The following is a 24,717-nucleotide window of genomic DNA, read 5'->3' on the forward strand; positions in this document are numbered from 1 at the left end:
AAGGATCATGAATATCAGCACTCAATTTTCAGATCAAAGATGAAAAAATATTTTATTTGCGACGATTTCGGGAATCAGCAAGGCCCCTATTCCGAGCATGTGCTTCAAGTTCTCCACGAGGAGAGCTCCATACGGTCTGATACCCGTATTCGTGAAATTCAGTCTTCTGAATGGGGCACATATTCGGACATTGCCGAAAGCGCGTTGCAGGATAAATCCCGGAAGGATATGGATGAATCCTCCTACCTGATTACTTTGCCGGATGGAGAAACCGAAGGCCCTTATACCAAAGAACAAATTAAAGCCCTGTATCGCAATGGTCGATTGGACGGAAACCTTCTTTGCTGCAAGAGGGGCGCATCCTCATGGGAGCCACTTGAAACGTTAATCGGAAAAAATTCTCAACAGCCTGTTTCTCCTGAAATTTCAGGAGGAGTTATGGAAGGAAATATTCCATCTTTCTCAAGTGAAGGCAACGAGAGTTCTCGTTTAATGCCGGAAATGTCACCCATACCTAATACATCGTCACCATCAAGAGAAAGCACTTCATATGGTAATCCTCCATTACAGGACGAAAGAAGTACTCTCTCTGGGCAGGAGTATAACATGAAAGCGTTCTGGGTAATGACTATGCTGTATATTTTGTCCCCGTTGTTGATTATTATAGCATCAGCAACTTATGCCGGTTATGCCCAGTTCTCATTAACGATTTTAGGCATAGGAGTATTGTTCTTTCTGTATGCACAGATTTCATTACTGATTAATACGTGGAAGGCGTGGAAATGCATACAGGCAATTACCCAATATGGTCGTCGCATCCCCTCAGCGGGGCAGGCCGTGGGGCTGTTGTTCGTTCCCGTGTTTCATTTGTACTGGATGTATGTCTGCTTTGTAGGATTGGTCGACAATGCCTCCTGGCTTGCCCGCGTCTCTCAGCAAACCAAACTTAGACTGAAAGCATGGCCGATGTTTGCCTTTGTGCTATTCACTCAACTCACTTTCGGAAGCTGCATCATCACCAATGGATTTCTACCTGAATTTCGACCCTTTTTTGATCTCCTTTCCTGGCTTTGGTTACCATGGCCGATCGCCGTGTTCTGGTACACTGAAAGAATTATTCAGTCATTTCCTCGTCCTCAAGGAAGGAAAAGGAAATCTTCATAGAAAGAGGAAGCAAGATGAAGTCTTATTTGATCAAGCTACCGGACGGAACTCAAATGGGGCCGTTCCCATGGGAGAAGATAGATAAATTGTATGCTTCCCGTAGAATCAGCGGGGATGATCTGGTATGGACGGAAGGAATGCCAGCATGGCTTCCTCTTCGCGAAGTTCAGAAACAGAAAGCCGAGCCGCATCCACAACAAACGGATGCATCAGACGATTCCAGGCAGGGGAAGAAGGAGGAGTCTTATTTTCTTTCATCGGGAGGAGAAAGTCGAAAGGGGCCATATACGTTGAAGGAAATAAGCAACTGGTACCACACCGGGCAGCTTTCTCCTGCGGCTTTCCTGTGGAAGGAAGGGATGACGGAATGGGTGAGAGTGGGAGAATTTATCAGCAGCCATCAGGGGGACAGCTCCTTTTGGGGGAGTATTTTCCGAATGCTGTCATCTCTAACTGGGCTTTCTCCCATAGAAAAGTTCAGTTTGAAAAGCATGTTCAAGGGGATGTTTCGTCGCAGGCCGGAGCAGGAAAGGATAGATTTTTTTACGTCAGGCGGGTCGAAATCTACCCCCTCATTGGAAGAAATATCTACGGATTGGCCCGCGCCATGGATTTTCATCCGTGTTCTCGGCCTTTCCCTGTTGATGTGTATCGGGTGCCTAAGCATGCTTGAGGCATTTAATAACAGTCCTGTTGTTGCTGGTGCGGCTAGTTTAGGGCTGTTGTTTGCCATAAGTTTTGCAGTGCCCTTTTCCGTTCTTGTCTTGTTTGCGGAATTTAATGTCAGAAGGAACATCTCGTGGTATTCGATTATCGTCCTAGTGTTAGGTGGAGGAACTTTGTCTTTGATTGTTACATTGATTTTGAACGATCTTTCCGGTAATCCAAGGGCTGCTTACTGGGCCGGTCCTATTGAAGAACTCGCAAAACTTATTGTTGTCATTTTCTTTGCCCGAAAATTCTTTCTGAATGGACAAATTTTAAACGGCATGTTGTGTGGAGCCGCTGTAGGCGCCGGTTTTGCTGGTTTTGAAACAGCGGGTTATATCATGAGTACTGAATATGGTTCCGATCCATTAGACACGGCGGTACTGAGAGGAATTCTTGCTCCCTTTGCTCATGTTTCCTGGTCGGCAATTATGGCAGGGGCATTCTGGCTTGCTATGAAGAAACAACGGCAGAACAGCACTCCCCCTATCCTTCAGCCCTCTTTTTGGCGAATTGCTGTTATCCCGATAGGGCTTCACATGTTTTGGAACAGTCCTTTGTTGATGAAGTCGGAATTATTGGTCTTATGCAAATATGGGATATGTGCCGTCATCTGTTGGTGTATGGTCTTTTTACTTCTCAATGAAGGGTTGATCCAAGTCAGGCAGGCAAAGGAGCATAAAATCGACCTCTAGAAGCATGTACCGGTATGCTGTGCCCCCGCTATACACCAGAGCCATTTTTGTCAACAGGCAGGAGGATGCTGTATTTCAATAGCGAGGACACTCCTCAAGTACGGCGGTTTAGCAACTGGCATCATCCATCTTTCAAGTTCCTTCCCCAAAGTGGAGCAATGGCTGTCCAACCTCATCACTCTGGAGGAGTCCGTAACTCTGGTAATTTATTTTATACCATGCCGTATGCTCCTGCCGGAGAAACGCATGTCATCAACAAGGAAAACAACAATGAAAAACAGACCATCCATTACCGAAGAGGAGGATCATAAAAACAAGGAGGTGCCGGACATTTGTCTCGAAAGGACTACTGTACACTATCAGGATGAACTTCTCAGGTGTATAGAGCAAGAGTGCGGATCTGTGATTCCCCATGTTCACGGCAAGCTTGTTCTTTTGAGAAGGAGCAAGGTGCTTGCCTTCTTTCTCTTGCTGATCCTCTTAGCGACTGGTGTCATTGTCTGGCATTGCTTTACAAATCAGGCAGATCGGGACATCTATGAATATCAGCATGTTCCTGAAAAAAATCCTATATGGTTACAAATAGCAATTTAATAGGTCCACAAGAAAAGCAAGCAATAATGAATAACAGACCAGTCACGATCGAAGAGGAGGATAAAAAACAAGATTCTTTATCATGAAAGAGAAACCAATCAAACCAATGAAACAACCATGGCCCCGGAGTGCGAAAATCACTGTGTGGGTACTGAGCATCTTGCTCCTTGCCGGCTTCGCCTGTTGGAGAGAGATGGCGCATCGCAATATCAAGCAGGAACAAGTAGCAGCTGAACTCTTGAGTGCAAATATCGAGCTGAAAAAAGAGAATGATATAATCAATTGGGTTTTCGAGCCAGAGCTAAATACCTCTGATCCTACACATCCGACAGAAGAATATATCAGGCGGCAGGAGGATCGGTTCCGTACACTCGGCCTGGCAGGTACTTACCGACATATATGGTCGGATAAGTATCCAGTCAAAAAATGAATTAAAATCAATCTGTAGAAACGAAAGATACAATGAATAAATGGCCCCTCAGTGCAAAGATTACAGTATGGGTTCTGGGTGTGGCGTTCTGTGCCGTTTTTGCCTGCACGGGAGAGACGGCTCATCGTAACATCAAGCTGGAACAAATTACAGACGAATTGGCGAATGCAAATGTCGAGCTGAAAGAAAAGAACGATATATGTAATTGGGGTATCGAGATAAAGCAGAATTGTACTGATCCACCATTTCCAACAGAAGAATATTTCAGGCAGCAAGAGGTTTTATATCGCAAACTCGGCCTGGCAGATACTTATCGACATATATGGTCGGATAAGTACCCAGTCAAAAAATGAATCAATCACAACAAACTGCTGAAGAACGGCTTCAGCAGGTGGTGATTTTTGAACAACTCAACGAAAGGACATTCCTTATCATGAAAGACAAACCAATCAAACAACAATGGCCCCGCAGTGCGAAAATCACTGTTTGGGTGCTGGGTATCCTATTAGCTGGATTTGCTGTGTTATATTATACTGCACTAGAAGCGTCACTAGAAGTGCCACCACTACAAGTGTCACCACTAAAGTTCAACATTATGGACGAGCTTGACGCGAAAACCATAGAGGCCTTGCGGCAGCGAATACGTCAAAAAGATCAGATCCAACAAGAAACGTTAAGAGAATTGTAATCTCGATCCAACACTCCCGGCGCAGCCTCTGTGGCGGGAGTGTTGCTTTTGAACAACTCAACGAAAGGAGATTCTTATTATGAAAGACAAACCAATGAAACAACCGTGGCCCCGGAGTGCCAAGATCACTGTGTGGGTGCTGAGCCTGCTATTAGTTCCAACGCTGTTCTACGCCATTGCCGTAGAACCTAATCCTTGCGGATGTGAGAGTGAAATTATAATTGATCCCCCTAAGCAAAGCTGCCTGCCTGTAGCAGACTTACTCGCTGGGCGTCTCAGGGAACAGAGGATCAAGCATCCGGAGGATTTTCCTGCACCTAAGACAGAAAATGAGGATTTCCTCAAATCTATCTTGGAAGCGGACGATACAGTCGAGTATTTGAAATCTATTGGGTATTGACACCCATCTCCAACACCCGGAGCAGAATTACCTGCTCCGGGTGTTGATTTTTCTTAGCTAGGATCAGGACTCATTAATTAAGATAAAAGATAACGCAACAAGCAAAGCATATGGCAGAAAAGAAGGTATGGGCACATCGGTCATAGCGCATGGCAATTCTCCTCCAGTCCTTGATTCTCCCAAACATGTTTTCCACTTTGTGGCGTTGCTTATAAAGTATTTTGTCGTAATCAACAGGCTTCTTGCGACATTTCCGGGAAGGTATGCAGGGGGTGATTCCCTTGTGATGCAAGGCATTTCTAAACCAGCTGGCATCATATCCCCGATCGGCAAGCAGACATGAAGCTTGAGGGAGATGATCCAATAACATGGCAGCTCCCTTGTAATCGCTGGTCTGTCCGCAAGTCAGCGCCAGGGCTATGGGTTTGCCTTGTTGATCGCAAACTGCATGCAGTTTGGTGTTGAGCCCTCCTTTTGTACGTCCGATACACCGGGATAGAGCCCCTTTTTAAGCAGGCTGGCCGCTGTCTGGTGAGCCTTGAGATGAGTAGAATCAATCATCAATTGTTCTACGGATCCGTTTTTCCGGGAAAGCTCCATGAAAATTTTATTGAAGATTCCCATGCGGCTCCACCGGATGAATCTATTGTAGAGAGTTTTGTAGGGACCGTATTCACTGGGAGCATCTTTCCATTGGAGGCCGTTTTTAATCACGTAAATGATTCCGCTGAGTACCTTTCTGTCATCCACCCGGGCAACTCCGTGAGATAGAGGAAAGTAAGGTTGTATACGTTCAAGTTGTGCTGGCGATAGATAATACAGGTCTTTGCTCATGCTGATTGCTTTCTTCAATGTAATGTAGCAGAAATCAACCATGTTGGAAATTAACGAGTCCTGAGCCTAGCACATAAGATATTCTTAATGAATATTTATAAAAATTCATTAAGAGGAAGGAAAAGTGTTTCATGAGCATGTCACATCAATTGCTCGTGCTATTTACACTCATTCTTGATATTTTTAGTATTCCTTAAATAATAGAAAATGCCCCGGAATTTGAGAAAGTGCTGTTCAAACACTACAAGGATCAGATAACTGTAAACCACAGAAACTTGGATAACCCCATTCTCAAGAATTTTCTCTCAAACTACCTTGTTCTTAAATTCGACGCTTCGAATTCCTCTTCTCAACGATAAACATTCGATGCTCTCTCAAAGGGAAACAAAGAGTTGACGGGTTTTTGTCATCTTCTCCCGTGAGGGGAGAGGTGGAAACATATAGGAGCAGAGGAAGCAAATAATAAAAAATCCCATATTTACAGTATTCTTTCTGTATTTTTTCCTGATTATCTAAAATATATAATATAAAATCAAAAAATATATCTCAAAAATAGCAGACGCAATGGAAGAGGGGGGTAAATATGAACCACCATTCTGTAATTGATATTACTAAGCAAGAACCTCGAATGTAAGATTTTGAGGCAAAAAGCGTTGACGCACCTTTTGTATGATAATGCGTTGATAGTCAACAAAATCTCCCCCTAAACCAACACCAATCCAGTACCACACAACCACATAATATCCTCAAGCTACCGGTTTGTTGGACAAAGTCCAACAAAAATTCGAGTCATGATGGATTTTTCTAAAAATAAAATAAAAAAGAATATGAAAATCATAGAAGGTACTTTTGTCTCTGCTGAGGACATCATTGAAGAACTAAGGGGCATTCGGGAATGCCTGGATGTTCTTCTTACCCGACAGGCTACTGAATCCGGTTCTGTCGTCTGGGCAAGTCAGGCTACTCTTGCCAAGCGTTACGATACGAGTAAATCGACCATTTGCAGGTTACTGGCAGAAGCCGTGAGTTCAGGTCATGTCAGGATGATTCGCCTGCATGGCGGCGTCCAGAAGTATCATGTTGCCGAATTTGACGCTTTCATGGCGTCTATTTCGATTCTTTCCTGTAAAAAGGCTAAAAGATAAGTGAGGGGACAAGCCGTCCCCCAGGTTTATAAACCGAGACGAACAGTCATGTGTTCTGGCAATTTTGAAAATCTCCTTCCGGAAGGAGATTCCAAAAACGCTCTGCCATCTCCTGATCCACGCCAGACAGATTCATGTAGCGGTGCATGATCTGAGTCGAACTGGAATGTCCCATTTCCAGCTGGAGCTGGGGAATGTTCCGATGAATTAGGACGTGGTAGCTGGCAAAGGTATGGCGCAAGGCATCGTTAGGCCAGCGTTTCCCATTAGCATCCCACCCGGCTCTGTAACGAAGACCGGCCCATCGAACGGGCCACTGGGGCGGACATATGGAGTCATCCTCCTGATGAGGCGCCATGCGCAGCCACGCTTCCAATGCCGGACAGATGTTGACCTGTCGAGTTCCTCCCGTCTTGGAGGCTCTACTTCGTACTTTGATGACTTTCTCCGGGGTATCCAGGAAAATGTCATTCCAGGTCAGCCGGGTTACTTCCTGCGGACGAATCCCGGCGAATGCCATGATCGCCAGAGGAGCCAAGCAACAGGTAAGGTCGAGACGCGCTCCCTCTACCGTTTTGCGGCTTGTCCGGGGCATTCCTTTTTCCTCTCTTGTCGGAGGACGGCAAGCCTGGAACAGTCCTGCAATTTCTTCCGGAGTCAGGGGATGGATTTCGTGTTCATGAATGGCAATGATGTCAAGAGCCTGCGCCGGGTTTTCATGGCACCATTTCCGTTTGATTCCGAAGTTGAAGATGCTGCTGAGAATTTTCCGGGCATCATTCTTTTGTTTATCCGGCTTGAAGGTCCTGCCAATCATCTTCCGGCAGTCGTCCGTCGTCAGCTGAGAAAGGAGCGTCACAGCAAAATCCGGACAGCATTTGCCGATGCGTCCCGTTATGTAACGTATTTGGGAAAGTGTGCTTTCTCTGCGTTTTTGGACGTGCTGTTTTACTTCCAGCAATTTTGATACGGCGTCACAAAAAGGAATGGATTTGCTGTCTCTCTTTTCCTGTTCCATCCCCATCCGAACAAGACGTCTGATTTCCGCTACGTCATTCACCTGTTCCAAAAGAGGAGCGAGCTCCTTGATGACCCCAAAGACATCAAGGCCATAAGGTTCCAGAATCTGCTGTGCTTCCCGGAATAGCTGCGCCTCGGAAGCAGAGACTTGAAACACGCTGCTGCCTTCCGCATTTCTTCTTGTCCTCAACTGAACGGCAAAGGCGTTGCCTTCCCGTTGTGTCGTAAAATAACGATTCTGCCTCTTGCCTGTTTCCGACAATTCAGCCGGTATGGAAACACGGTAGACCGCTTTCCTTTTTTGAGCCTTGCGTTGTTCATCAAGCACGCATCGTATGACAGAAGGTTTGGGCATCGCCCCTTTGTAGCATATTTCGACGACAGGTCATGTCCTGAATTCCGTCACTCCCGGAAGAAGTCTTCAAAAACAGGAAAATGACGGGGATCATGCGAAATGTCTTCTCAAAAATGCTCTTGCAAAATCCAAAGCTGTACATGCCGCTGTAAACGTGGCTTTTGGAGAACAATTTCGGCTACCAATGGCTACCAAACGTGTTCCGAATTTTGCGAATTCGTGCCTATTTTTGATAACAGCTCTAAATTGGACAGCTCGGTATTTAGACAAAGGAAAGCCCCTTAATTCTTTCAAATTAAGAGGCTTATCAGTTGGTACTCGAGAGGGGGCTCGAACCCCTACGGTTTATCACCACTAGATCCTTAGTCTAGCGCGTCTACCAATTCCGCCACCCGAGCATGGGTGCCTTAAGGCGGGGAGTTTTTAGCTCACGGAAGCGAATAGATCAAGCTTTTTTCTTCTTTTTTATCCTGCTGGTTCCGTTTTTTAAAGGCAGCTTCTTTTACCGGACCGGGAGGGAGGTTGCCACGGGCATGATGGCCGGGCGCAGGGTGACGGCCTTGGTGTCATATTTTTCCGAGGGTTTGAAGAGCCAGCCGGGATTGGTGTTGATGGGTTCGAACCGGGTTGGCTTGAAGATGGGCAGTTTCAAATTGGAGTTGGGCTCGTAACCGTATTTGCCTGTGTATTTGCCATACACCCTGTATTCATAATTGTTGTCATAGGCATAGCGCGGATTCCCGGCATATTCCGGCAGCCGGTCCGGCGTGCGGCAGGCGCTTTCGTCCATGATGACGAGCTGGGCCGTTCTCCAAGTCTGGCCCGGCTGGCGCAGGTAGCCCCAGAAGCGCGTTGACGGTACGTGGTAGCGACGGCCTACGAAGTAGCTTCCCCTCGGTTCCCGGGCTATTTCCATGTTGCGGGCATTGATGGCGGCTATGTCCTTTTCCAGAGAATTGCACTGGCTGAGCATGGGAAGGATGACGGCCCCTAGGAGGGGAAGCAGGCGTTTGTTCATGGTTGTACTGATGGTATTTTTTTGTTCAGAAGCATTTTTATGGCGGATGATGCCGCAAAAAAGCCGAAGGTGCCGGTGATGTGAGTGATGGAGCCGAAACCGGCGTCACAACCCATTTTCCCCTGAAAGCCGGGATCGCGCGAGCAGGAGGTTTCTCCATCACAGGTAGGGTAGACGGGCGTTTCTTGGGAGAAGATGCAGGGGATTTTCAGATTGCGTTTTTTTTCTCCCAGTGGAAGGCCATAGTCATTTTTAAGTTTGGAGCGCAGGTTGGAGAGCAGGGCGTCTCCCTTCGTCCGGGAGAGGTCCGCAATTTCTATTTTGGACGGGTCCGTCCGTCCTCCGGCTCCCCCGCAGGTGATGAGAGAATGTTTGCTGCGGTAGCAGGAGGCGATGAGGTGTGCCTTGGGAGAGAGGGAGTCAATAGCATCAATAATGACGTCCGGCGCGGTTCCAAAAAGCTTTTTCGCGTTAGTTTCCGTATAAAAATTGTCCAGCGTGATGATTTCCGCTTCGGGATTAATATCCCTGATTCGGATCGCCATGGCTTCTGTCTTGGATTGACCGATGGTTGTTCCCAGCGCGTGGATTTGCCGGTTGGTATTGGTAATGCAAAGGTCGTCCAGGTCCATCAGGATAATGGTACCCACGCCCGACCGCGCCAGCGCTTCCGCCGCCCAGGATCCTACTCCTCCAATGCCGACGACGGCCATGCGGGAGTTCCGGAGGGTGTCCAGTCCTCTGGTTCCGTATAGGCGGCCTATGCCGCCGAATCTGGCTTCATAGTTCATGGCGTCGTGTGTAAATCAGGGATGAAGGCCAGGGGAGGGGACAAGCGGCCCTTTCTGCTTTTCAGGAGTGACTGCAATGGCGCCGGAAGAGTAACACGGAATGATGTCTTTGCGGAAATATCCGCAGAGAACCATGAATGGGGACGGCATCAGGTTGGGAGTCACGTTGTACATGGTCAGGAGGCCGGTTTTTCCACGATTTGGCTGATGCGGATGATATCCAGGGCTTTCCCGGTCTCCTCATCCACACGGATGACCGCGCCGCAAAGGCGCACGGGCCAGCCCGCTACGGGGAATTTGGCCGGCATGGAGGTGCGGAACCGCTTGAGGATGGATTCCCGCTCCCTCCCCAGCACGCCGATGGCGGGACCGCACATGCCGGCGTCCGTCAGGTAGGCCGTTCCGTGTTCCAGAATGGTTTCGTCCGCCGTCTGCACATGGGTGTGGGTTCCTATGACGGCGGAAACCAGTCCGTCCAGATTGTACCCGGTGGAGATTTTTTCACTGGTGGTTTCCGCATGCATGTCCACCAGGATTACCTGGACGCGTTCTTCGTTTCTCAGTCTTTGCGCCTCCTTTTCCGAGATGAGGAAAGGGTTTTCCAGAGGCGGCTGGATAAAGGAGCGCCCCTGGACCTGCATGACCGCTACTTTTCCCTTGGCCGTCTCCCTCACGACGCTGCCGTGCCCCGGCGTGCCTTCGGGATAATTGACGGGGCGCAGCACGCGCGGTTCGGAATCCAGCCACGGGGCTAGTTCCACTTGGTCCCAGACATGGTCTCCGGTAGTGATGACGTCCACTCCGGCCTGCAGCAGTTCCTGGGCCAGCCTGGGCGTGATGCCGCGCCCGGCGGCGGCGTTTTCCCCATTGACCACGACAAAGTCCGCTCCGTACGTTTCCCGGAGTCCGGGGAGCGCATGCTTCAAGGCGGTGCGTCCAGGTTCTCCGACCACATCGCCTATAAATAGTATGGTTATCATGAAAGGGAACGGTATCTGCCCGGTCTTTTTGCTCCTACTGCTCTTCCTTGGTAACGGGAACCACCAGCACGGGAACGGGGGATTTCCGCATGACAGAGCTGGCTACGCTGCCCAGGAAGACGGTGGAAAGGAAGCCGTGGTTGTGCTTGCCCACCACAATCATGTCTATGTGGTGTTTTTCGGCATAGTTGATGACTGCCTCGCTGATTTCGAATTCGTCTTCCACCGCCTGTACGATGGTGGCGTCTGTCAGCTGGGAGAGTTTCTCCGCCGTTTTTTTCAAATGGTTTTTAGCGATGGATATGACTTCGTTTTCCTCCGTCTGGTCCATGACGGGGACGGGGACTTCATCCGGAAGCACGCCGGAGACTTCATAACAAATGCTGGGTTCCACAATGTGGAGCAGATGGATGATGCTGTCGTTGGGACAGGCCAGTTTGCCGATCTGATGGATGACGGCGTCCGTGGCGTTGGAGAAATCAATGGCTACCAGAATATTCTTCATATATTTCTGTATAACATTCCGTGCTTTTCCATGCCACTAAAAAACGTGTGCTGTCCCGGCTTCCCGGGCGTTTCAGTCTCGGTTCAGCCCAGGCCCACGGCCCGGCGAACCCGGTCCAGCACCACGGATGCCGTTTCCCGCGCCTTTCTTGCGCCGTTTTCCAGCACCTGGTGCACATAGTCCTGGCTGGCTTCCAGCTCCACCCGGCGTTCCCGTGCGGCACGAAAATATTCCCAATAGGCGTCAAAGAGGCGTTTTTTGAAGTCGCCGTAGCCGCAGCCTCCGTTCCGGAAGCCGCGGACCATGTCTTCATAACCTTCCGCAGAGGAGAAGAGCTTGTAGAGCTGGAGAATGATGGAGTTTTCCGTCGGTTTCGGTTCTTCCACGGGAGTGGAGTCCGTGGGAATTCTCATGATGAGTTTGCGGGTGGCTTTTTCCTCCCCGAAGATGGGCAGCGTGTTGTGGTAGCTTTTGCTCATTTTCTGGCCGTCCAGCCCGGGGACAATGGCGGTGCTTTCCGCAATGAGGGCGTCCGGCAGCTTGCAGGTGCCTTCTCCAAATTGTTCGTTCATTTTGCCGGCCAGGTCGCGGGTGACTTCCAGATGCTGTTTCTGGTCCTTGCCTACGGGTACCAGGTCGGAGTCATACATCAGGATGTCCGCAGCCATCAGTACGGGATAGGTAAAGAGGGCGTTGCTGGGGGAAAAGCCTTTGGCGATCTTGTCCTTGTAGGAGTGGCAGCGTTCCAGCAGCCCCACGGGGCATACGGTGCTGAGTATCCAGGCCAGTTCATTGACTTCCGGCACGGAAGACTGGCGGAAGAAGACGCATTTTTCCGGGTCCAGTCCCACGGCCAGGAAATCCGTTGCCAGATTTTTGCAGTTTTCGCGCAGGGTGTCCGCGTCGTGCACGGTGCTCATGGCGTGGTAATCCGCCAGAAAATAGTAGGATTCTCCGCGGTCCTGCATGCGGACGGCAGGTTCCATGGCTCCGAAGTAGTTGCCGATGTGCAGCTTGCCGCTGGGTTGAAGTCCTGTAATGATACGCATGGCGCGCAAGATTGTGCCTGTTCCCGGCGTGCAAGTCAAGAAGGGGGACGGTCAGGAATCTTGGCTCCGTGCAACGGGTGCTGTCCGGGCTCCATTCAGCGGAAAAAAGGTGTTTTCATGATGCGGAGGGAGTCCGCGAATGAAACTTGAGGCCTTTTTCTTCATTGGAAGTTTCTGCTTGTGAAGAGGTGCCGAACTGCTTTTTTCGTCCCCTTCCGGGGAGCGGAGGAGGAAGATACACAGGAAGGGAACGAGCAGACACCACAAGACCGCCAGAATGTCTTTTATTCCGGGGACATGATTTCTGGAGGCCTGAAGAGAAGCGGCCAGGGAAAGGAGGCCCAGGGGAAGAACCAAGCTGAACACCAGGGCTGCCGCGGAGAATTCATGGATGTAAACGGAGGGAATTTCCAGTTTGGACAGGGCGCTGTCCGGCGGTGCATAAGAGGCTGTCAGTCCGGCGTAAAGGAGGAACGAGAGCAGGCCCAGCATAAAGGCGGCCACGCAGAAGGTTGTCACGGCGGAGGAAAGAAGGGGCCGAATCCTGCGGCAGCGGCGATAGATATGGCAACCCGCAGCGGAGAGAACGGCCAACAGCCCGAAGACGTAGAGAAAAGATTTGATTTCCAAAAGCCGGGAATGGACAGCCGGATGATCGTCCTGCCCAGCAAGGATCACGGCCATTCCCGTTATCCAGAGCATCAGCACGGTATGGGCCATTCCCTCGGGAATGAGGCGGAAGGAGTGCCCCTCATGGGAAGAATGCGGAACGGGTGCGGAAGCCATGCTTGTGATGGTCATTTCAGGTAATTCCGTTTTGATGAAAAAAGGGCTTTGAGTAACGTATCTTTTTTCGGAAAACGGTTTGGAAAGTTGCGGGAATTTTTAAAAGGAGTGCTGTTCAATGCGTCCGGCCCGCAAGACGGGGCAACCAGGAGAGCGGCCAAAGAGGCATTATTCCTCCAGCGCTTCCAGAACGTTGTGCACGCCGTCTGCAAAGCTTGGGTAGAGGGGTTCCCAGCCCAGGGACAGAAGGCGGGCGCAGGAAATGCGCTGGCTGGTGTCTCCTCGGCGGCCTCCGGAACGCGGCGGAGACGGGGGGGGGCTGGAATGCCGAGCAGCCCGGAAAGGTAGGCGTAGATCTCACTTAACTGCATGGGAGTGCGGTCTGCCACGTTGTAGATGCCGCGGGGCGGATGACGGAGCGTGCACAGCAGGAACAGGGCGGAAACGGCGTCGTCCCTGTGGATGTAGTTCATCCATCTGTCCATGTTGCCGGGCAGGGCGGCTCCCTTGGCGCAGTAATCGGAGACTAGGATGCAGCGCCCCGGTCCGTACAGGGCCGCCAGCCGTACTACGGTTCCCTGTGCAGCCAGGATGGTCTGTTCCGCCTGAAGAAGAAGGCGTCTTTTTTCCGTCGTGGGGTAGACGTTGTGCTCTTCCGTCACCCAGCGTCCGTCCGTAATGCCGTATACAGAAGTGCTTGAGCAGAAGATAACCGGTTTTCCGGGGAATGCTTCCAGCGTGTTTTCCGCCCCCTTGGTATACAATCGGAGGTAGTCTTCCGTCCCGCCCCCCCGCGTGCTGGCGCACATGACGATCAGGCAGGGTTCCGGAATCCGTGCCGCCAGCCTGTGCATGGAGGCGGAGTCCGTCATGTCCGCTTCATAAATGGCCTGTTTCGGGTCAATATCCGCCGTCAGGGGGATGTGCCCGGCTTCCCGCAGGCGTTCAGCCAAGGCCCGGCCCAAGTAACCCGTGCCCAGGATGAGGACTGTGCGTGATTCTGTACATAACAGGCTGGTCATGGGTCATTGCGGCGGTGCGTGAGTTCCAGCAGCATTTCAGCGTGCGAGATGTCTTCCGGCCAGGTGATTTTAGGGTTGGGCTCGTGGTTGTGCACCAGGCGCGTGGGATGGCCGATGAGCTGCAGTGCCGTGACTTCGTCGGTCACCCGGATGTCCCGTTCGGAGACTTCCACATAGGCATCCAGCAACAGGGGGTATTGGAATACCTGCGGGGTTTCCATGCACCAGAGGCCGTCCCTGTCCACCTGTTCGGGTAGGGTAAAACGTTCGGAGTCCGCCCTTTTCAGCGTGTCCGTGACAGGGCGGGCAGAGGCAGCCGCTCCGCATTCCCTGGCTGTCTGGATGCAGCGGGAGATTTGCTCTACCGTGATCAGGGGGCGCGCACCGTCGTGCACGGCTACCAGCTCCGGCGTATAAAGCAAGGCGGCCAGTCCGTTCTGTACGGATTCATGGCGTTCCGCCCCTCCGTCCACGCGGGTGATGGGAATTCCCGTTTCCAGATCTGCGGAGTCAATGGCGCGGAAACGTTCTTCCGGACAGACCACAACGATTTCCGAAACTTCCCGGCAGTTGGCAAAGGCGCGGATGCTGCGTTCCAGCACGCGGACTCCGTGCAGCGGGGCCAGCAGCTTGTCGAATCCGGCGCGCCGGGAAGACCCGGCCGCCACAATGATGGCGGCACAGCAGCTCATGACAGTCTGGAGGATACCATTTGGGCCAGTTCCTTGCCGTTGAACTTGCCCGCGGTACGTTCCTGCATGAGCTTCATGACCCGACCCATGTCCTTTTTGCTGGATGCTCTGGTTTCCTGCAGGACGGTTTCCAGGATGGCTTCCACTTCCTCCCTGCCGAGTTCCGCAGGCATGAATTGCTTGAGCACGGTGATTTCTGCTTCCTCCTTGTCGGCCAGCTCCTGACGCCCGGCGGAGCGGAACTGCTGCGCGGAATCCTCGCGCTGCTTGATCTGCTTGCGGACTGCAGCCAGTTCCTCCGCTTCGTCCAGTTCCGTGCCCAGGCCACCCTTGGCGATGGCTGCGTTCGTCATGGCCGTTTTGAGGGCGCGCAGCGTATTGAGAGTGACGCTATCCTTGGCTTTCATGGCGGTTTTCATGCCGTTCATGATTTGGTCTGAAATCTTGCTCATATCCCCATTACCTAAGCCATCCCCCCGTGCACTTCAAGCCGTAAATTGAAAAAGCCCGCCAGCGCGGCAGATGCCACGGGCGGGCTTGAAAGGCGTGGTGCAGGTCGCGGCGGGGCAGTTATTTTTTTCCGCCAATGGGCATGATGTGGATTTTCTTTTCAGTCATCCCCGGAGCCACGATCATGGGGCCGTACAGGATGAAGTCCGCCGTCCCTTCAATGGGGCCGGTGGCTGCGGGGGCGGAACGCCCCGTCTTCAGGTCCAGTCTGCGTATGGCTTCCGGCTTTTTGTCCTGGGACCAGTCGCTATAGTAGAGTGCTCCGTCGCGGTAGGCCAGGCCGTCGTATTGTCCCCGTTCTCGGGAGAGTTCCGTTACTTCGCGGGAAATGGGGTTTACGGAGAGGAGCCTTCCGCTGGGCTTGCCTTTTTCGTCTGTGGCGTATTCGCAGACGTAGATGACTTTTCTTTCCGGATCCCAGGCCAGTCCGTTCGGCTTGTGGATAGGCTGTTTGGTCACCAGCTCTCCATAAGATTTGGATTCCGTGTCCACGTAAAATATCTGGTCGGTGTCCGTGGAGGAGACCATGAGCCTGCCGTTGATGAACGCCAGGTCATTGAGGAACTTCATGCGGGAAGAGGCCAGGTCCACATACCCTTCTATGGCGCCGGTTTTGGCGTCTATCTTGTAGACCATGCTGATGTCCGTGCAGTACAGGAAGCCGTCCTTGTACAGAAGCCCCTTGGGTGCGTTCAGGGTATCCACGTCCGTGATCTTCTTCGGCTCCGTGGAACCGTAGGGAATGATTCCCAGATAGCCGTCCTTGTCCTCTTCCGTGGGCGTGAGTTTGGATCCGATAGAGGTGAAGTAGATATTGCCCTCATCATCCGCGGCTACGCTTTCGGGATGGCCGTCAATAGAGATGGTCGCTTTTTCCAGGGGCGGAAGCGGCTTGGCGGCGTCCGGCTGTTTTTTGGCGGAAGGCGCGGCCATGGCGCCGCAGGCCAGGCACAACAGGAGGAATGGTATTTTCATGGGCGTGTACAGTGTTTTCAGGGGGCGGATGTTTATGGCATGGCAGATGCACGGAATCAAGCAAATAGCTCGTTGTCCGGGGAAGGGCGTTTCCCTCCCCGCCGGGGGCAGGGGAGGGGATCAAGGGCCGCTGGTCAGATGGCTCCCTTGTCCGCATCTGCGGGCCGGGGCATGTTTTCCATGCGGATGAAGCGGTTGACGGCATTCAAATAGGCGCGGGCGGAGGCTTCGATGACGTCCGTGGACGCACCCTTGCCCACAATGGGCTTGGGCAGGCCGAAGTCCACATGTACCGTGACTTCTCCCAGGGCGTCCTTGCCTTCGGAAGCGGCGTTGACGCTGTAGCCCTTCAGGGTGCCTTTGCGCTTGGTGATGCGCTCAATGGCCTTGATGACGGCATCTACCGCTCCGTTGCCCGTGGAGCTGTCTTCAAACTTTTTTCCTTCCTTGATCAGTCCGACCGTAGCCGTGGGGCGGGCGTGGCTGCCTGCCACGAATTGCAGGAAGTCCAGTTCCCAGAGGCCGGAGGAAGCGTGCAGGGAGTCGTCCACAATCGCGGAGAGGTCGTCGTCATAGACGAATTTTTTGGAGTCGCCCACTTTTTTGAAACGCTCAAAGACGGTGTTGACTTCCTCCTCCGTCAGCACGTGGCCCAGCTGCTCCAGCCTGGCCTTGACGGCGGCGCGTCCGGAGTGCTTGGTCAGCGGAAGTTCCGTGGAACCCCAGCCGACAGCCTGCGGGTCCATGACTTCGTAGGTTTCCCGGCAGTTGAGGATGCCGTGCTGGTGGATGCCGGAGGAGTGGGCGAAGGCGTTTTCCCCCACGATGGCCTTGGAGCGCTGTACCTGCATGCCGCTCATGCGCGCCACAATGCGGGAAGTGCGGACGATTTCCTTGATGTTGATGTTGTCCCTGACATTGCCGAACTGGTCGGAACGGGTGCGCAGAGCCATGATGACTTCTTCCAGAGCCACGTTTCCGGCGCGTTCGCCAATGCCGTTGATGGTGCCTTCCACCTGCCGGGCTCCGGCGCGGATGGCGGCCAGGGAGTTGGCTACGGCCAGCCCCAGGTCGTTGTGGCAATGCACGGAAATGACGGCCTTGTCGATATTCGGCACGTTTTCCTTCAGGTGGCGGATGATGCGGTAAAATTCGTCGGGCGTTGTGTAGCCGACGGTGTCCGGAATGTTGACGGTAGTGGCCCCGGCGTCGATGACGGTTTCCACGACCTTGGTCAGGAAGTTCAGGTCCGTGCGGGAGGCGTCTTCCGGGGAAAATTCCACGTCCTGGACGAATTGTCTGGCGCAGGACACGCCTTCCGCCGCCATGCGCAGGATTTCCGTTTCCGCCTTCTTCAGCTTGAACTGCATGTGCAGTTTGCTGGTGGCCAGGAAGATGTGGATGCGCGCGCGGTCGCCTGCCGGTTCCAGGGCCCTGGCCGCCGCTTCAATGTCCGCCTTGACGCAGCGGGCCAGCCCGGCGATGCGGCATTTCTTGATTTCCGTGGCGATGGTATGCACCGCTTCAAAGTCTCCGTCCGAGATGCAGGGAAATCCTGCTTCAATGACGTCCATTCCGAGTCGTTCCATTTGACGGGCCACTTCCAATTTTTCACGGAGGTTCATGGACGCTCCGGGGCATTGTTCTCCATCGCGAAGGGTGGTGTCAAAAAAATATACTTGGTCGGACATGATATGTATCAGTTAAGGGAAAACATGGTAGTATGACTCTTCCATGAAAGCAAGCCCTACGCGGGTAATCTCCGGGCGCTCTCGTTTCAGGATAATGACAGGGCATGCCTTTGTCAGCGTGGGGACGCCTGCTATAGTGATGAGGTGAAAATCAGGTTTTACCTCAATGACCAGGCGGAGCGCACCATGGCTCTGTGGAGCGAATCCCGTCAGGCTTATCTGGTGGCGGATTCCGTGCTGAAGGAAGTGGACGCCTGCATTTGCGGGGATGCCGATTCCACAGGAGAGGAGGGGAGGCGGATAGCGGAATTCCTGGATAATCCGGCCGCCAAGGCTGTAGACCGGGACTGGATGATTGACACGGCGCTTCCCTGTTCCCCGTCCAAGCTGGTATGCCTGGGCAAGAGCTATGCCGACCACGCCCGGGAATTTGACGGCGCTTCCGTGGAGGAGCCCGCCATTTTCCTGAAAGCCACTTCCGCCATTACTTCCTGCTGTGACGTGGTTCTGTACCCTCCCGGCTGTGACAAGCTGGATTATGAAATAGAGCTGGCCGTCATCATCCGGAATGTGTTGAAAAACGCCACCCGGGAGGAGGCTGCCCGCGCCATCAGCGGCTATACCCTGATGTGCGACTATTCCGAGCGGGCCAACCAGCTTGAGCACGGCGGCCAGTGGACCAAGGGAAAGAGCTACGACAGTTTTGCCCCGGCGGGCCCCACCTTCATTTCCGCGGAGGAACTGGGCGACGGTTCCGGAGTGCCTCTGGAATTAAAGGTAAACGGGGAAATCCGCCAGCAAGGCAATACAGCCGGACTAATCTGGCCCGTACCGGAACTGGTCGCGTATGTCTCCCGCTTCATGACGCTGTGGCCCGGCGATGTCCTTTCCACCGGCACGCCGGGCGGCGTGGGGATGGGAATGAAGCCCCCCCGCTATTTGAAGCCGGGGGATGTGGTGGAGTGGGGGAGCCCCGCCTTCGGTTATGCGTCCCAGGCCGTGGTGATTGACGATGAAGCATAGGAGGAAAGTTTTACCGCATTTCCCCCTGTTCCAATTTGACGTGATTAATTTCAGGCGGCAGGAAGATGAAAAGGATGAAAAATGTCGTGCCCTATGTGGTGATGGTGACCGGACTGACCGCCATATTCGTGTGGTCCAAGTGGAGGCAGGCGGAGAACCGCGAGGTCCGGGCCGTATCCGTCGTAACCCCCGCTCCGGCCGCGGACGGCATCATGCTGATCGACGTCCGGACTCCGGAGGAATTCCATGCCAGACACAGAGACGGCGCAGTAAATATCCCCGTGGATGAGGTGGAAACGCTGGCACCGCAATTGGTACCGGACAAGGATACCCTGCTTCTTTTATACTGCCGCACGGGTAAGCGTGCGGACCGTGCCTTGGAAATCCTGAAAAAGATGGGTTATAACAGGGTGGAGAATTTGCACCGCCTGGATATGTAGGCTTTCTGCTTGAAAGCGTAAAGAGGGGGGCTTTCTCAGGCATTCTTTTTCAAAGCTCTATTTTTCCGCGGGCATCGTTCCCTCCTGCCGTCGCCTGCTAATTCCACATGTTTTATTTTCAGGGCATTCTGCCCTGATGTGTTCGTAAACAGGCCCCCCGGAAGTTTTTCCGGCCATTCGGAGAAACGGCCTACGTCCCCATTTCCATTCCGTGGATCTTCGTCCATGGCCGGGACATTTGTTCCTGTAGTGCGGACATTGACTGCGGGCGCAGCCTCGACGGTCCGGAGAATGTCAGGAGAATTCTTTCTCTATTGAGTGATGGCGCGGAGGATGGGGACATTATTCTCAAGGTTGAACCTGATACGGCTGTTATTGGCCGTTCATGGCTCCAGCCCATGCTGGTCAATCCTGAGATTCTTTCACCGCCTGCGGGTCACCTATCAGACCGCTTTCAGTTGTTGCTGCACCGTCCGGGGATCACGGCGGCTAAAGGGCTTTTCTCCATCAGCGGATGTCCTTTGTTATCCCAGATTGCCATGCCCAGCCCGTTGGTCTTGAGGAAATCATCAAATCCGCGGCAGTGGGCCGTTCTGCTGCCGCTTGCAGTCAGGGTGCCCCCGGAGGATTCCGTCTCAAAAACATTACGGTCGTTTTCCTGTTTTACGGATTCCAGTTTGAGCTTGCCGGGGACGGCTTTCAGAGCGGGGACTCTACGTTTTATGACTGAACGGATAGCGTACCGTTCTTCCAGTGAAAGAGAGTAACTGACATGCATGCAGCATAGAGTCGGCAGCGTACTGATCAAGGTGCGCAAAGAAAAGTCGCCATCCTGGTGGCAACAAAAGAATGCTCCATTTTATTTTCAGGATTTTCAGCCTTTGTTTCCGATTTCCCCGGAAAAGCAAAATCCCCCGCATGGATGAATGCGGGGGAAGCTGCCGATTGGCAAGGAAGAATTATTCCGCCTTGGGCTTGGGTTTGCGCGGCGCCCTCTTGCGCGGCGTTTTTACCTTTGCAGCGGGTTTGTCGGCAATGTGAAGGAAATTGAGCGTTTCCGCCCCGTCCGTTTGCACGGCTTCGATCTTGTCTCCGGTCTTCACGTCTCCACGCAGCAGCGCTTCCGCCAGCGGGTCTTCCAGCAGGCGTTCGATCGCGCGGCGCATGGGGCGCGCTCCGTATTGCGGATCGTACCCGTTCTTGATGATCAGGCTCAGGGCTTCCGGGCTCAGGGACAGGGTGATGTCCTTGGCCTTGAGGCGGGAGATGAGCTTGTCCGCCTCCAGCTGCACGATATGTTCCAAATCGTCCCGTTCCAGCATGCGGAAAACGGAGATTTCGTCAAAGCGGTTGAGGAATTCCGGACGGAACTGTTTGCGCGCTTCCTCCAGGATTTTTTCCCTCATGGCGGCGTAGTCCGCCTTGTCGGAGGTCATGGCCCCGAAGCCCATGGTGCTCTGCCTCTTGGCGGAGGCGGCCCCCACGTTGGAGGTCAGGATGATGATGGTGTTGCGGAAGTTGATCTTGCGGCCCAGGGAATCCGTCACGCTACCTTCCTCCAGAATCTGGAGAAGCAGGTTCATGACGTCCGGGTGGGCTTTTTCTACTTCATCAAACAGGATGACGGAGTAGGGCCTGCGGCGCACGGCTTCCGTGAGCTGGCCGCCTTCGTCATGGCCTACGTAGCCGGGAGGCGAACCAATGAGGCGGGACGTGGTATGTTTTTCCATGTACTCGCTCATGTCCACCTGGATCAGCGCGTCCGCGGTGCCGAACATGATTTCTGCCAGGTTGCGCGCCAGGTAGGTCTTGCCTACGCCGGTAGGACCCAGGAAAAGGAAGGAGCCGATCGGGCGGCGCGGGTCCTTGATATCCGCGCGGCTGCGCCGCAGGGCACGGGCGATGGCGGAGGCCGCCTCGTCCTGGCCGATGACCTTGCTTTTCAGTTCTTCCTCCATGCGCAGAAGCTTCGTGGTTTCCTTTTCCTCCATCCGGGCCAGAGGGATGCCGGTCCATTTGGAGAGAACGGCCATCACGTCTTCTTCCGTGACGGGGACGTAGTTGGTCTCGTAAGACGTGCGCCAGGCGTCCAGCATGTTCTGAAGTTCCCTGCCTGCCTGCTTTTCTTCGTCGCGGATATGGGCCGCTTCTTCAAAAAGCTGTGCGTCCACGGCCTGGTTCTTGCGCTCCTTGAGTTCCTCAATGTGGATCTCCATCTGGCTGATATTGTCCGGCCGGGTCATTTGGGAGACGCGCTTGCGCGCTCCCGCCTCGTCCAGGATGTCGATAGCCTTGTCCGGCAGGAAGCGCCCCGTCAGGTAGCGGTGGGAGAGCTTGGCCGCAGCTTCCACGGCGTCCTTCGTGTAGTGGACCTTGTGATGTTCCTCATACTTGGGCTGGATGCCCGCGAGTATCTTGATGGTATCCTCCACGGAAGGTTCCCCCACCTGCACCTGCTGGAAGCGGCGTTCCAGGGCGGCATCCTTCTCAATATGCTTTCTGTACTCATTGAGCGTGGTGGCGCCGATGGCCTGGAGCTCCCCGCGGGAAAGGGCGGGCTTAATGATGTTGGAGGCATCCATGGAGCCTTCCGCGGAACCGGCGCCTACGATGGTGTGCAATTCGTCGATGAAAAGGATGACGTTGCCTTCCCGGCGTATTTCGTCCATCACGGCCTTGAGCCGTTCTTCAAACTGGCCGCGGTACTTCGTGCCCGCCACCATCAGCGCCAAGTCCAGGGAGATGACCCTCTTGCTGCGCAGGAGTTCCGGAACGTGGCCCTGGGCTATTTCCTGGGCCAGTCCTTCTACAATGGCGGTTTTGCCCACCCCGGCTTCCCCAAGCAGAACGGGGTTGTTCTTGTTCCGGCGGCATAGAATCTGAATGACGCGCTCGATTTCCGAGGAGCGGCCGATGACGGGGTCCATCTTGCCGTCGCGGGCAAGCTGGGTCATGTCGCGGCCAAACGCCTGGAGGGCGGGCGTCTTGGACTTTTGCTGTCTGGAATAGGCCGGAGCGGTAGGTTCGTCTGACGGGATGGCGGGGGAGTCGTTTTCCTCCTCCTCGTCATCGTCGTCCGGAATGATGTTGTCTTCATCCGCATCCATTTGGTATTTGGGCGTGAGCACGTCCAGCAGTTCCCGGCGGGCCTGTTCCAGATCCACGCCGAAATGGCGCAGAATCTGTCCGGCCACGCCGTCGCCGTCGCGGATAAGGCCCAGAAGAAGATGTTCCGTTCCCACGTAGGTATGGTTGAGTTCCTGGGCTTCCCTGTTGGCCAGGGCCAGGACCTTGCGCACCCGGGGGGTATAGGGAATGTTGCCTTCGGCCTGGGGTTCCGTGCCCCGGCCTATCTGCTGCTCCACCTGCTGGCGCACGGCGTTGAGCTCCACCCCCAGGTTTTCCAGGATGGTGACGGCCACGCCCTTGCCCAGCTTGAGGAGGCCGAGAAGAAGGTGTTCTGTTCCTATGTAGTGATGATTGAAGCGGTCCGCTTCCCGGCGCGCGTGCGCCAGTACTTGTTGCGCCCTGGGCGTAAAGTTATTCATATATTATGGAAAATGTTTCTTGGTTGCATTAGCTTCCGGAAAGTTCCTTCCGGATGATGTCCGCGCGGATCTGGTCCCTGTTTTCCGAGGTTGTCTGTTCCGTGGTGGACAGGCGCGCCAGATGGGCCGGCTGAATGTTGAGTATGGTTTTATTGACGTGTTTCAATGCCTGATGGGAAAAAATGTCCAGAGACGCTCCCATCCGCAGGAAGGAGAGCAGTCCCAGCGCCTCCTGGGTGGAAAGCAGGGTGGCGTTGGTCAGCAGCCCGTAGGCGCGGGAAACGCGGTCTTTCACCTGAAGGGAGGCGGACTGGAGCAGCTTTCTGCGGGCATTCCATTCCTGGTGCGCAAGATCGGACGTGAACCGGGTCATGCGTTCCACGATCTGTTCTTCGCTGTCGCCCAGCGTGGACTGGTTGGAAATCTGGAACAGGTTGCCGGTGGCTTCCGTGCCTTCACCGTACAGCCCGCGCACGGTAATGTTGAGCTGCACCGCCGCCTGGACGACCTGCTGCATCTGTTCGGAGATGACCAGGCCGGGCAGGTGCATCATCACGGAGGCCCTCATGCCCGTACCCAGGTTGGTGGGGCAGGCAGTGAGGTAGCCCAGGCGCGTGTTGTATGCGTACGGAAGCTTCTCTTCCAGCCCGGAGTCTATCCTGGACACGGCGTTCCATGCCTTCTTGAGCTGGATTCCGGGAAGGATATACTGCAGGCGCAGGTGGTCCTCTTCATTGAACAGGATGCTGGCATTCTGGTTGCGGGAAATGAGTACGGCGCAGCCTTCCGAACGGGCGGCCAGCTCCCGTGAGATGAGGTGGCGTTCCACCAGCAGCTGCTTCTGCTGCTGGTTCAGTTCGGAAAGTTCCGCGTAATAGCCGCCCTTCATGGCGGGGAGCTGGCGCGCCTCCGCGGAGGTAAGGGCCAGGGTGTCCGCGCGCTGCTGGCGCGTGGCCCAGCCGGGGAAGGGGGTAGCCGTCAGATTCCGTGCCAGGCGGATGCGGGAGGTGAGCACGATGTCGTGCTCGTCTTTGGATTCCACCATCCACTTGGCGGGATTGTTGAGTAAATCGTCAAAGAGCATGAAGGTTAATTGGTCGGCGTACGCAGTTGTTTGATTTGATCGCGCAGCTTGGCCGCCCGTTCATAATCTTCCCTTGCTACTGCCAGAGAGAGTTGTTGTTCCAGGTCGCTGATTGTTTGAGTTTCCGTTTCACGTTTTTCCGCTCTTGCGGGCGTTTTGCCGTGGTGGTGGGAGTCCGGCTGTATCTGGGCCAGGAGGGGCAGGATTTCTTCTTCAAAGACGTTGTAGCATTCACTGCATCCCAGGCGGCCCACATTCTTGTAGTCCTGAAGAGTAAAGGAGCAGATCGGGCAGTTGGTCAGGGGAAGGGACTGAAGCGCCGGAATGGGCGCGGGAGAGTCTTCTCCTCCTTTTGTGCCGAATTGCCCTTGAAGATTCGGAAACAGTTTTTCCGCCAGATCAAAGGCGTCCGGGTCCAGCAGGCCCCGCTCCTGGGCGCATTTGGCGCAGAGGCAGAATTTGGTGGACTTGCCGTTGATGATCTGTGTCAGGAACACCGTTGCCGGTGCAGAGCATATCTCACATTTTTTCACAACCCGCATTATAAGGCCGCGCCCTGTTTTGGACTAG

27 protein-coding genes and 1 tRNA gene are annotated in these 24,717 nt (G+C 53.8%); 10 read left to right on the forward strand and 18 right to left on the reverse strand.

All coding sequences use genetic code 11. The features are described from left to right. The first annotated feature begins 39 nt into the window (after positions 1-39). The 7 genes from V3C20_RS09895 (at position 40) to V3C20_RS09925 (ending at position 4,679) form a co-directional block, all read left to right on the forward strand. Positions 40-1,164: a DUF4339 domain-containing protein gene (locus V3C20_RS09895; protein WP_130083831.1), complete on the forward strand. Its 1,125-nt coding sequence runs from the start codon at positions 40-42 to the stop codon at positions 1,162-1,164. A gap of 14 nt (positions 1,165-1,178) precedes the next feature. Beyond that, positions 1,179-2,567 (forward strand): GYF domain-containing protein, encoded by a 1,389-nt coding sequence (locus V3C20_RS09900; protein ID WP_130083830.1) that lies wholly within the window; start codon positions 1,179-1,181, stop codon positions 2,565-2,567. Positions 2,568-2,837: 270 nt separating this feature from the next. Then, on the forward strand, positions 2,838-3,161 hold the full coding sequence (locus tag V3C20_RS09905; protein WP_130083829.1) for a hypothetical protein: 324 nt from the start codon (positions 2,838-2,840) through the stop codon (positions 3,159-3,161). Between the two features lie 82 nt (positions 3,162-3,243). Next, positions 3,244-3,591 (forward strand): hypothetical protein, encoded by a 348-nt coding sequence (locus V3C20_RS09910; RefSeq protein WP_130083828.1) that lies wholly within the window; start codon positions 3,244-3,246, stop codon positions 3,589-3,591. A 32-nt stretch (positions 3,592-3,623) separates the two neighbouring features. After that, positions 3,624-3,944, forward strand: a complete 321-nt coding sequence (locus V3C20_RS09915) for a hypothetical protein (RefSeq protein WP_130083827.1) — start codon at positions 3,624-3,626, stop codon at positions 3,942-3,944. Next, positions 3,941-4,279: a hypothetical protein gene (locus V3C20_RS09920; RefSeq protein ID WP_130083826.1), complete on the forward strand. Its 339-nt coding sequence runs from the start codon at positions 3,941-3,943 to the stop codon at positions 4,277-4,279. The genes V3C20_RS09915 and V3C20_RS09920 overlap by 4 nt, the downstream gene beginning before the upstream one ends. A gap of 79 nt (positions 4,280-4,358) precedes the next feature. After that, on the forward strand, positions 4,359-4,679 hold the full coding sequence (locus V3C20_RS09925; protein ID WP_130083825.1) for a hypothetical protein: 321 nt from the start codon (positions 4,359-4,361) through the stop codon (positions 4,677-4,679). Between the two features lie 73 nt (positions 4,680-4,752). On the opposite strand, the gene V3C20_RS09930 is transcribed toward V3C20_RS09925, so the two are convergent. Further along, a protein-coding gene (locus V3C20_RS09930; protein ID WP_240043656.1) for an IS5 family transposase occupies positions 4,753-5,513 on the reverse strand; the annotation gives its coding sequence in 2 pieces (ribosomal slippage) (positions 4,753-5,171 and positions 5,171-5,513; 762 coding nt in all). Positions 5,514-6,304: 791 nt separating this feature from the next. Here V3C20_RS09930 and V3C20_RS09935 point away from each other — a divergent pair. Next, the gene (locus V3C20_RS09935) at positions 6,305-6,658 is read left to right on the forward strand and encodes a helix-turn-helix domain-containing protein (RefSeq protein ID WP_130083824.1); all 354 of its coding nucleotides are present in this window, start codon (positions 6,305-6,307) and stop codon (positions 6,656-6,658) included. 46 nt (positions 6,659-6,704) lie between these two features. On the opposite strand, the gene V3C20_RS09940 is transcribed toward V3C20_RS09935, so the two are convergent. The 13 genes from V3C20_RS09940 to V3C20_RS10000 form a co-directional block, all read right to left on the reverse strand. Further along, on the reverse strand, positions 6,705-8,006 hold the full coding sequence (locus tag V3C20_RS09940; protein ID WP_161982587.1) for a site-specific integrase: 1,302 nt from the start codon (positions 8,004-8,006) through the stop codon (positions 6,705-6,707). A 339-nt stretch (positions 8,007-8,345) separates the two neighbouring features. Continuing rightward, a tRNA-Leu gene (locus tag V3C20_RS09945) sits at positions 8,346-8,431 on the reverse strand. A 104-nt stretch (positions 8,432-8,535) separates the two neighbouring features. After that, a complete protein-coding gene (locus tag V3C20_RS09950) occupies positions 8,536-9,051 on the reverse strand; it encodes a hypothetical protein (protein WP_130083822.1) in 516 nt (171 codons plus the stop codon). Further along, positions 9,048-9,842 (reverse strand): tRNA threonylcarbamoyladenosine dehydratase, encoded by a 795-nt coding sequence (locus tag V3C20_RS09955; protein WP_130083821.1) that lies wholly within the window; start codon positions 9,840-9,842, stop codon positions 9,048-9,050. The genes V3C20_RS09950 and V3C20_RS09955 overlap by 4 nt, the downstream gene beginning before the upstream one ends. Positions 9,843-10,018: 176 nt before the next feature. Further along, positions 10,019-10,822: a TIGR00282 family metallophosphoesterase gene (locus tag V3C20_RS09960; RefSeq protein WP_130083820.1), complete on the reverse strand. Its 804-nt coding sequence runs from the start codon at positions 10,820-10,822 to the stop codon at positions 10,019-10,021. 34 nt (positions 10,823-10,856) lie between these two features. Next, positions 10,857-11,327 (reverse strand): universal stress protein, encoded by a 471-nt coding sequence (locus V3C20_RS09965; RefSeq protein WP_130083819.1) that lies wholly within the window; start codon positions 11,325-11,327, stop codon positions 10,857-10,859. 83 nt (positions 11,328-11,410) lie between these two features. After that, positions 11,411-12,376: a tryptophan--tRNA ligase gene (gene trpS, locus V3C20_RS09970; protein ID WP_130083818.1), complete on the reverse strand. Its 966-nt coding sequence runs from the start codon at positions 12,374-12,376 to the stop codon at positions 11,411-11,413. Between the two features lie 51 nt (positions 12,377-12,427). Further along, positions 12,428-13,177 (reverse strand): hypothetical protein, encoded by a 750-nt coding sequence (locus V3C20_RS09975; protein ID WP_149873383.1) that lies wholly within the window; start codon positions 13,175-13,177, stop codon positions 12,428-12,430. Further along, positions 13,174-14,184 carry an NAD-dependent epimerase/dehydratase family protein gene (locus tag V3C20_RS09980; RefSeq protein WP_330935366.1) on the reverse strand — a complete coding sequence of 337 codons (1,011 nt, stop codon included), beginning with the start codon at positions 14,182-14,184 and terminating at the stop codon, positions 13,174-13,176. Before V3C20_RS09980 ends, V3C20_RS09975 begins: the two co-directional genes overlap by 4 nt. Further along, positions 14,181-14,876: a 2-C-methyl-D-erythritol 4-phosphate cytidylyltransferase gene (ispD, locus tag V3C20_RS09985; protein ID WP_130083815.1), complete on the reverse strand. Its 696-nt coding sequence runs from the start codon at positions 14,874-14,876 to the stop codon at positions 14,181-14,183. Before ispD ends, V3C20_RS09980 begins: the two co-directional genes overlap by 4 nt. Further along, positions 14,873-15,328, reverse strand: a complete 456-nt coding sequence (locus V3C20_RS09990) for a GatB/YqeY domain-containing protein (protein ID WP_130083814.1) — start codon at positions 15,326-15,328, stop codon at positions 14,873-14,875. Before V3C20_RS09990 ends, ispD begins: the two co-directional genes overlap by 4 nt. Positions 15,329-15,446: 118 nt before the next feature. After that, positions 15,447-16,361, reverse strand: a complete 915-nt coding sequence (locus tag V3C20_RS09995) for a hypothetical protein (protein WP_130083813.1) — start codon at positions 16,359-16,361, stop codon at positions 15,447-15,449. Positions 16,362-16,495: 134 nt separating this feature from the next. Then, positions 16,496-18,052 carry a 2-isopropylmalate synthase gene (locus V3C20_RS10000; RefSeq protein WP_130083812.1) on the reverse strand — a complete coding sequence of 519 codons (1,557 nt, stop codon included), beginning with the start codon at positions 18,050-18,052 and terminating at the stop codon, positions 16,496-16,498. Between the two features lie 144 nt (positions 18,053-18,196). Between V3C20_RS10000 and V3C20_RS10005 the strand changes: the two genes are divergently transcribed. Both V3C20_RS10005 and V3C20_RS10010 read left to right on the forward strand, forming a co-directional pair. After that, complete coding sequence (locus tag V3C20_RS10005; RefSeq protein ID WP_130083811.1) at positions 18,197-19,075, forward strand: fumarylacetoacetate hydrolase family protein; 879 nt, start codon at positions 18,197-18,199, stop codon at positions 19,073-19,075. A gap of 65 nt (positions 19,076-19,140) precedes the next feature. Continuing rightward, on the forward strand, positions 19,141-19,515 hold the full coding sequence (locus V3C20_RS10010) for a rhodanese-like domain-containing protein (protein ID WP_202975652.1): 375 nt from the start codon (positions 19,141-19,143) through the stop codon (positions 19,513-19,515). A 454-nt stretch (positions 19,516-19,969) separates the two neighbouring features. On the opposite strand, the gene V3C20_RS10015 is transcribed toward V3C20_RS10010, so the two are convergent. The 4 genes from V3C20_RS10015 to V3C20_RS10030 form a co-directional block, all read right to left on the reverse strand. Then, positions 19,970-20,323, reverse strand: coding sequence for an alpha-N-acetylglucosaminidase N-terminal domain-containing protein (locus V3C20_RS10015; RefSeq protein WP_130083810.1), 354 nt, complete (start codon positions 20,321-20,323; stop codon positions 19,970-19,972). 151 nt (positions 20,324-20,474) lie between these two features. After that, the gene (locus V3C20_RS10020; RefSeq protein ID WP_130083809.1) at positions 20,475-23,063 is read right to left on the reverse strand and encodes an ATP-dependent Clp protease ATP-binding subunit; all 2,589 of its coding nucleotides are present in this window, start codon (positions 23,061-23,063) and stop codon (positions 20,475-20,477) included. Positions 23,064-23,091: 28 nt separating this feature from the next. After that, a complete protein-coding gene (locus V3C20_RS10025) occupies positions 23,092-24,147 on the reverse strand; it encodes a protein arginine kinase (protein ID WP_130083808.1) in 1,056 nt (351 codons plus the stop codon). 5 nt (positions 24,148-24,152) lie between these two features. Beyond that, positions 24,153-24,644: a UvrB/UvrC motif-containing protein gene (locus V3C20_RS10030; RefSeq protein ID WP_067952166.1), complete on the reverse strand. Its 492-nt coding sequence runs from the start codon at positions 24,642-24,644 to the stop codon at positions 24,153-24,155. Positions 24,645-24,717: the final 73 nt, after the last annotated feature.

The organism is Akkermansia sp. RCC_12PD (assembly GCF_036417355.1).
Lineage (GTDB): Bacteria > Verrucomicrobiota > Verrucomicrobiia > Verrucomicrobiales > Akkermansiaceae > Akkermansia.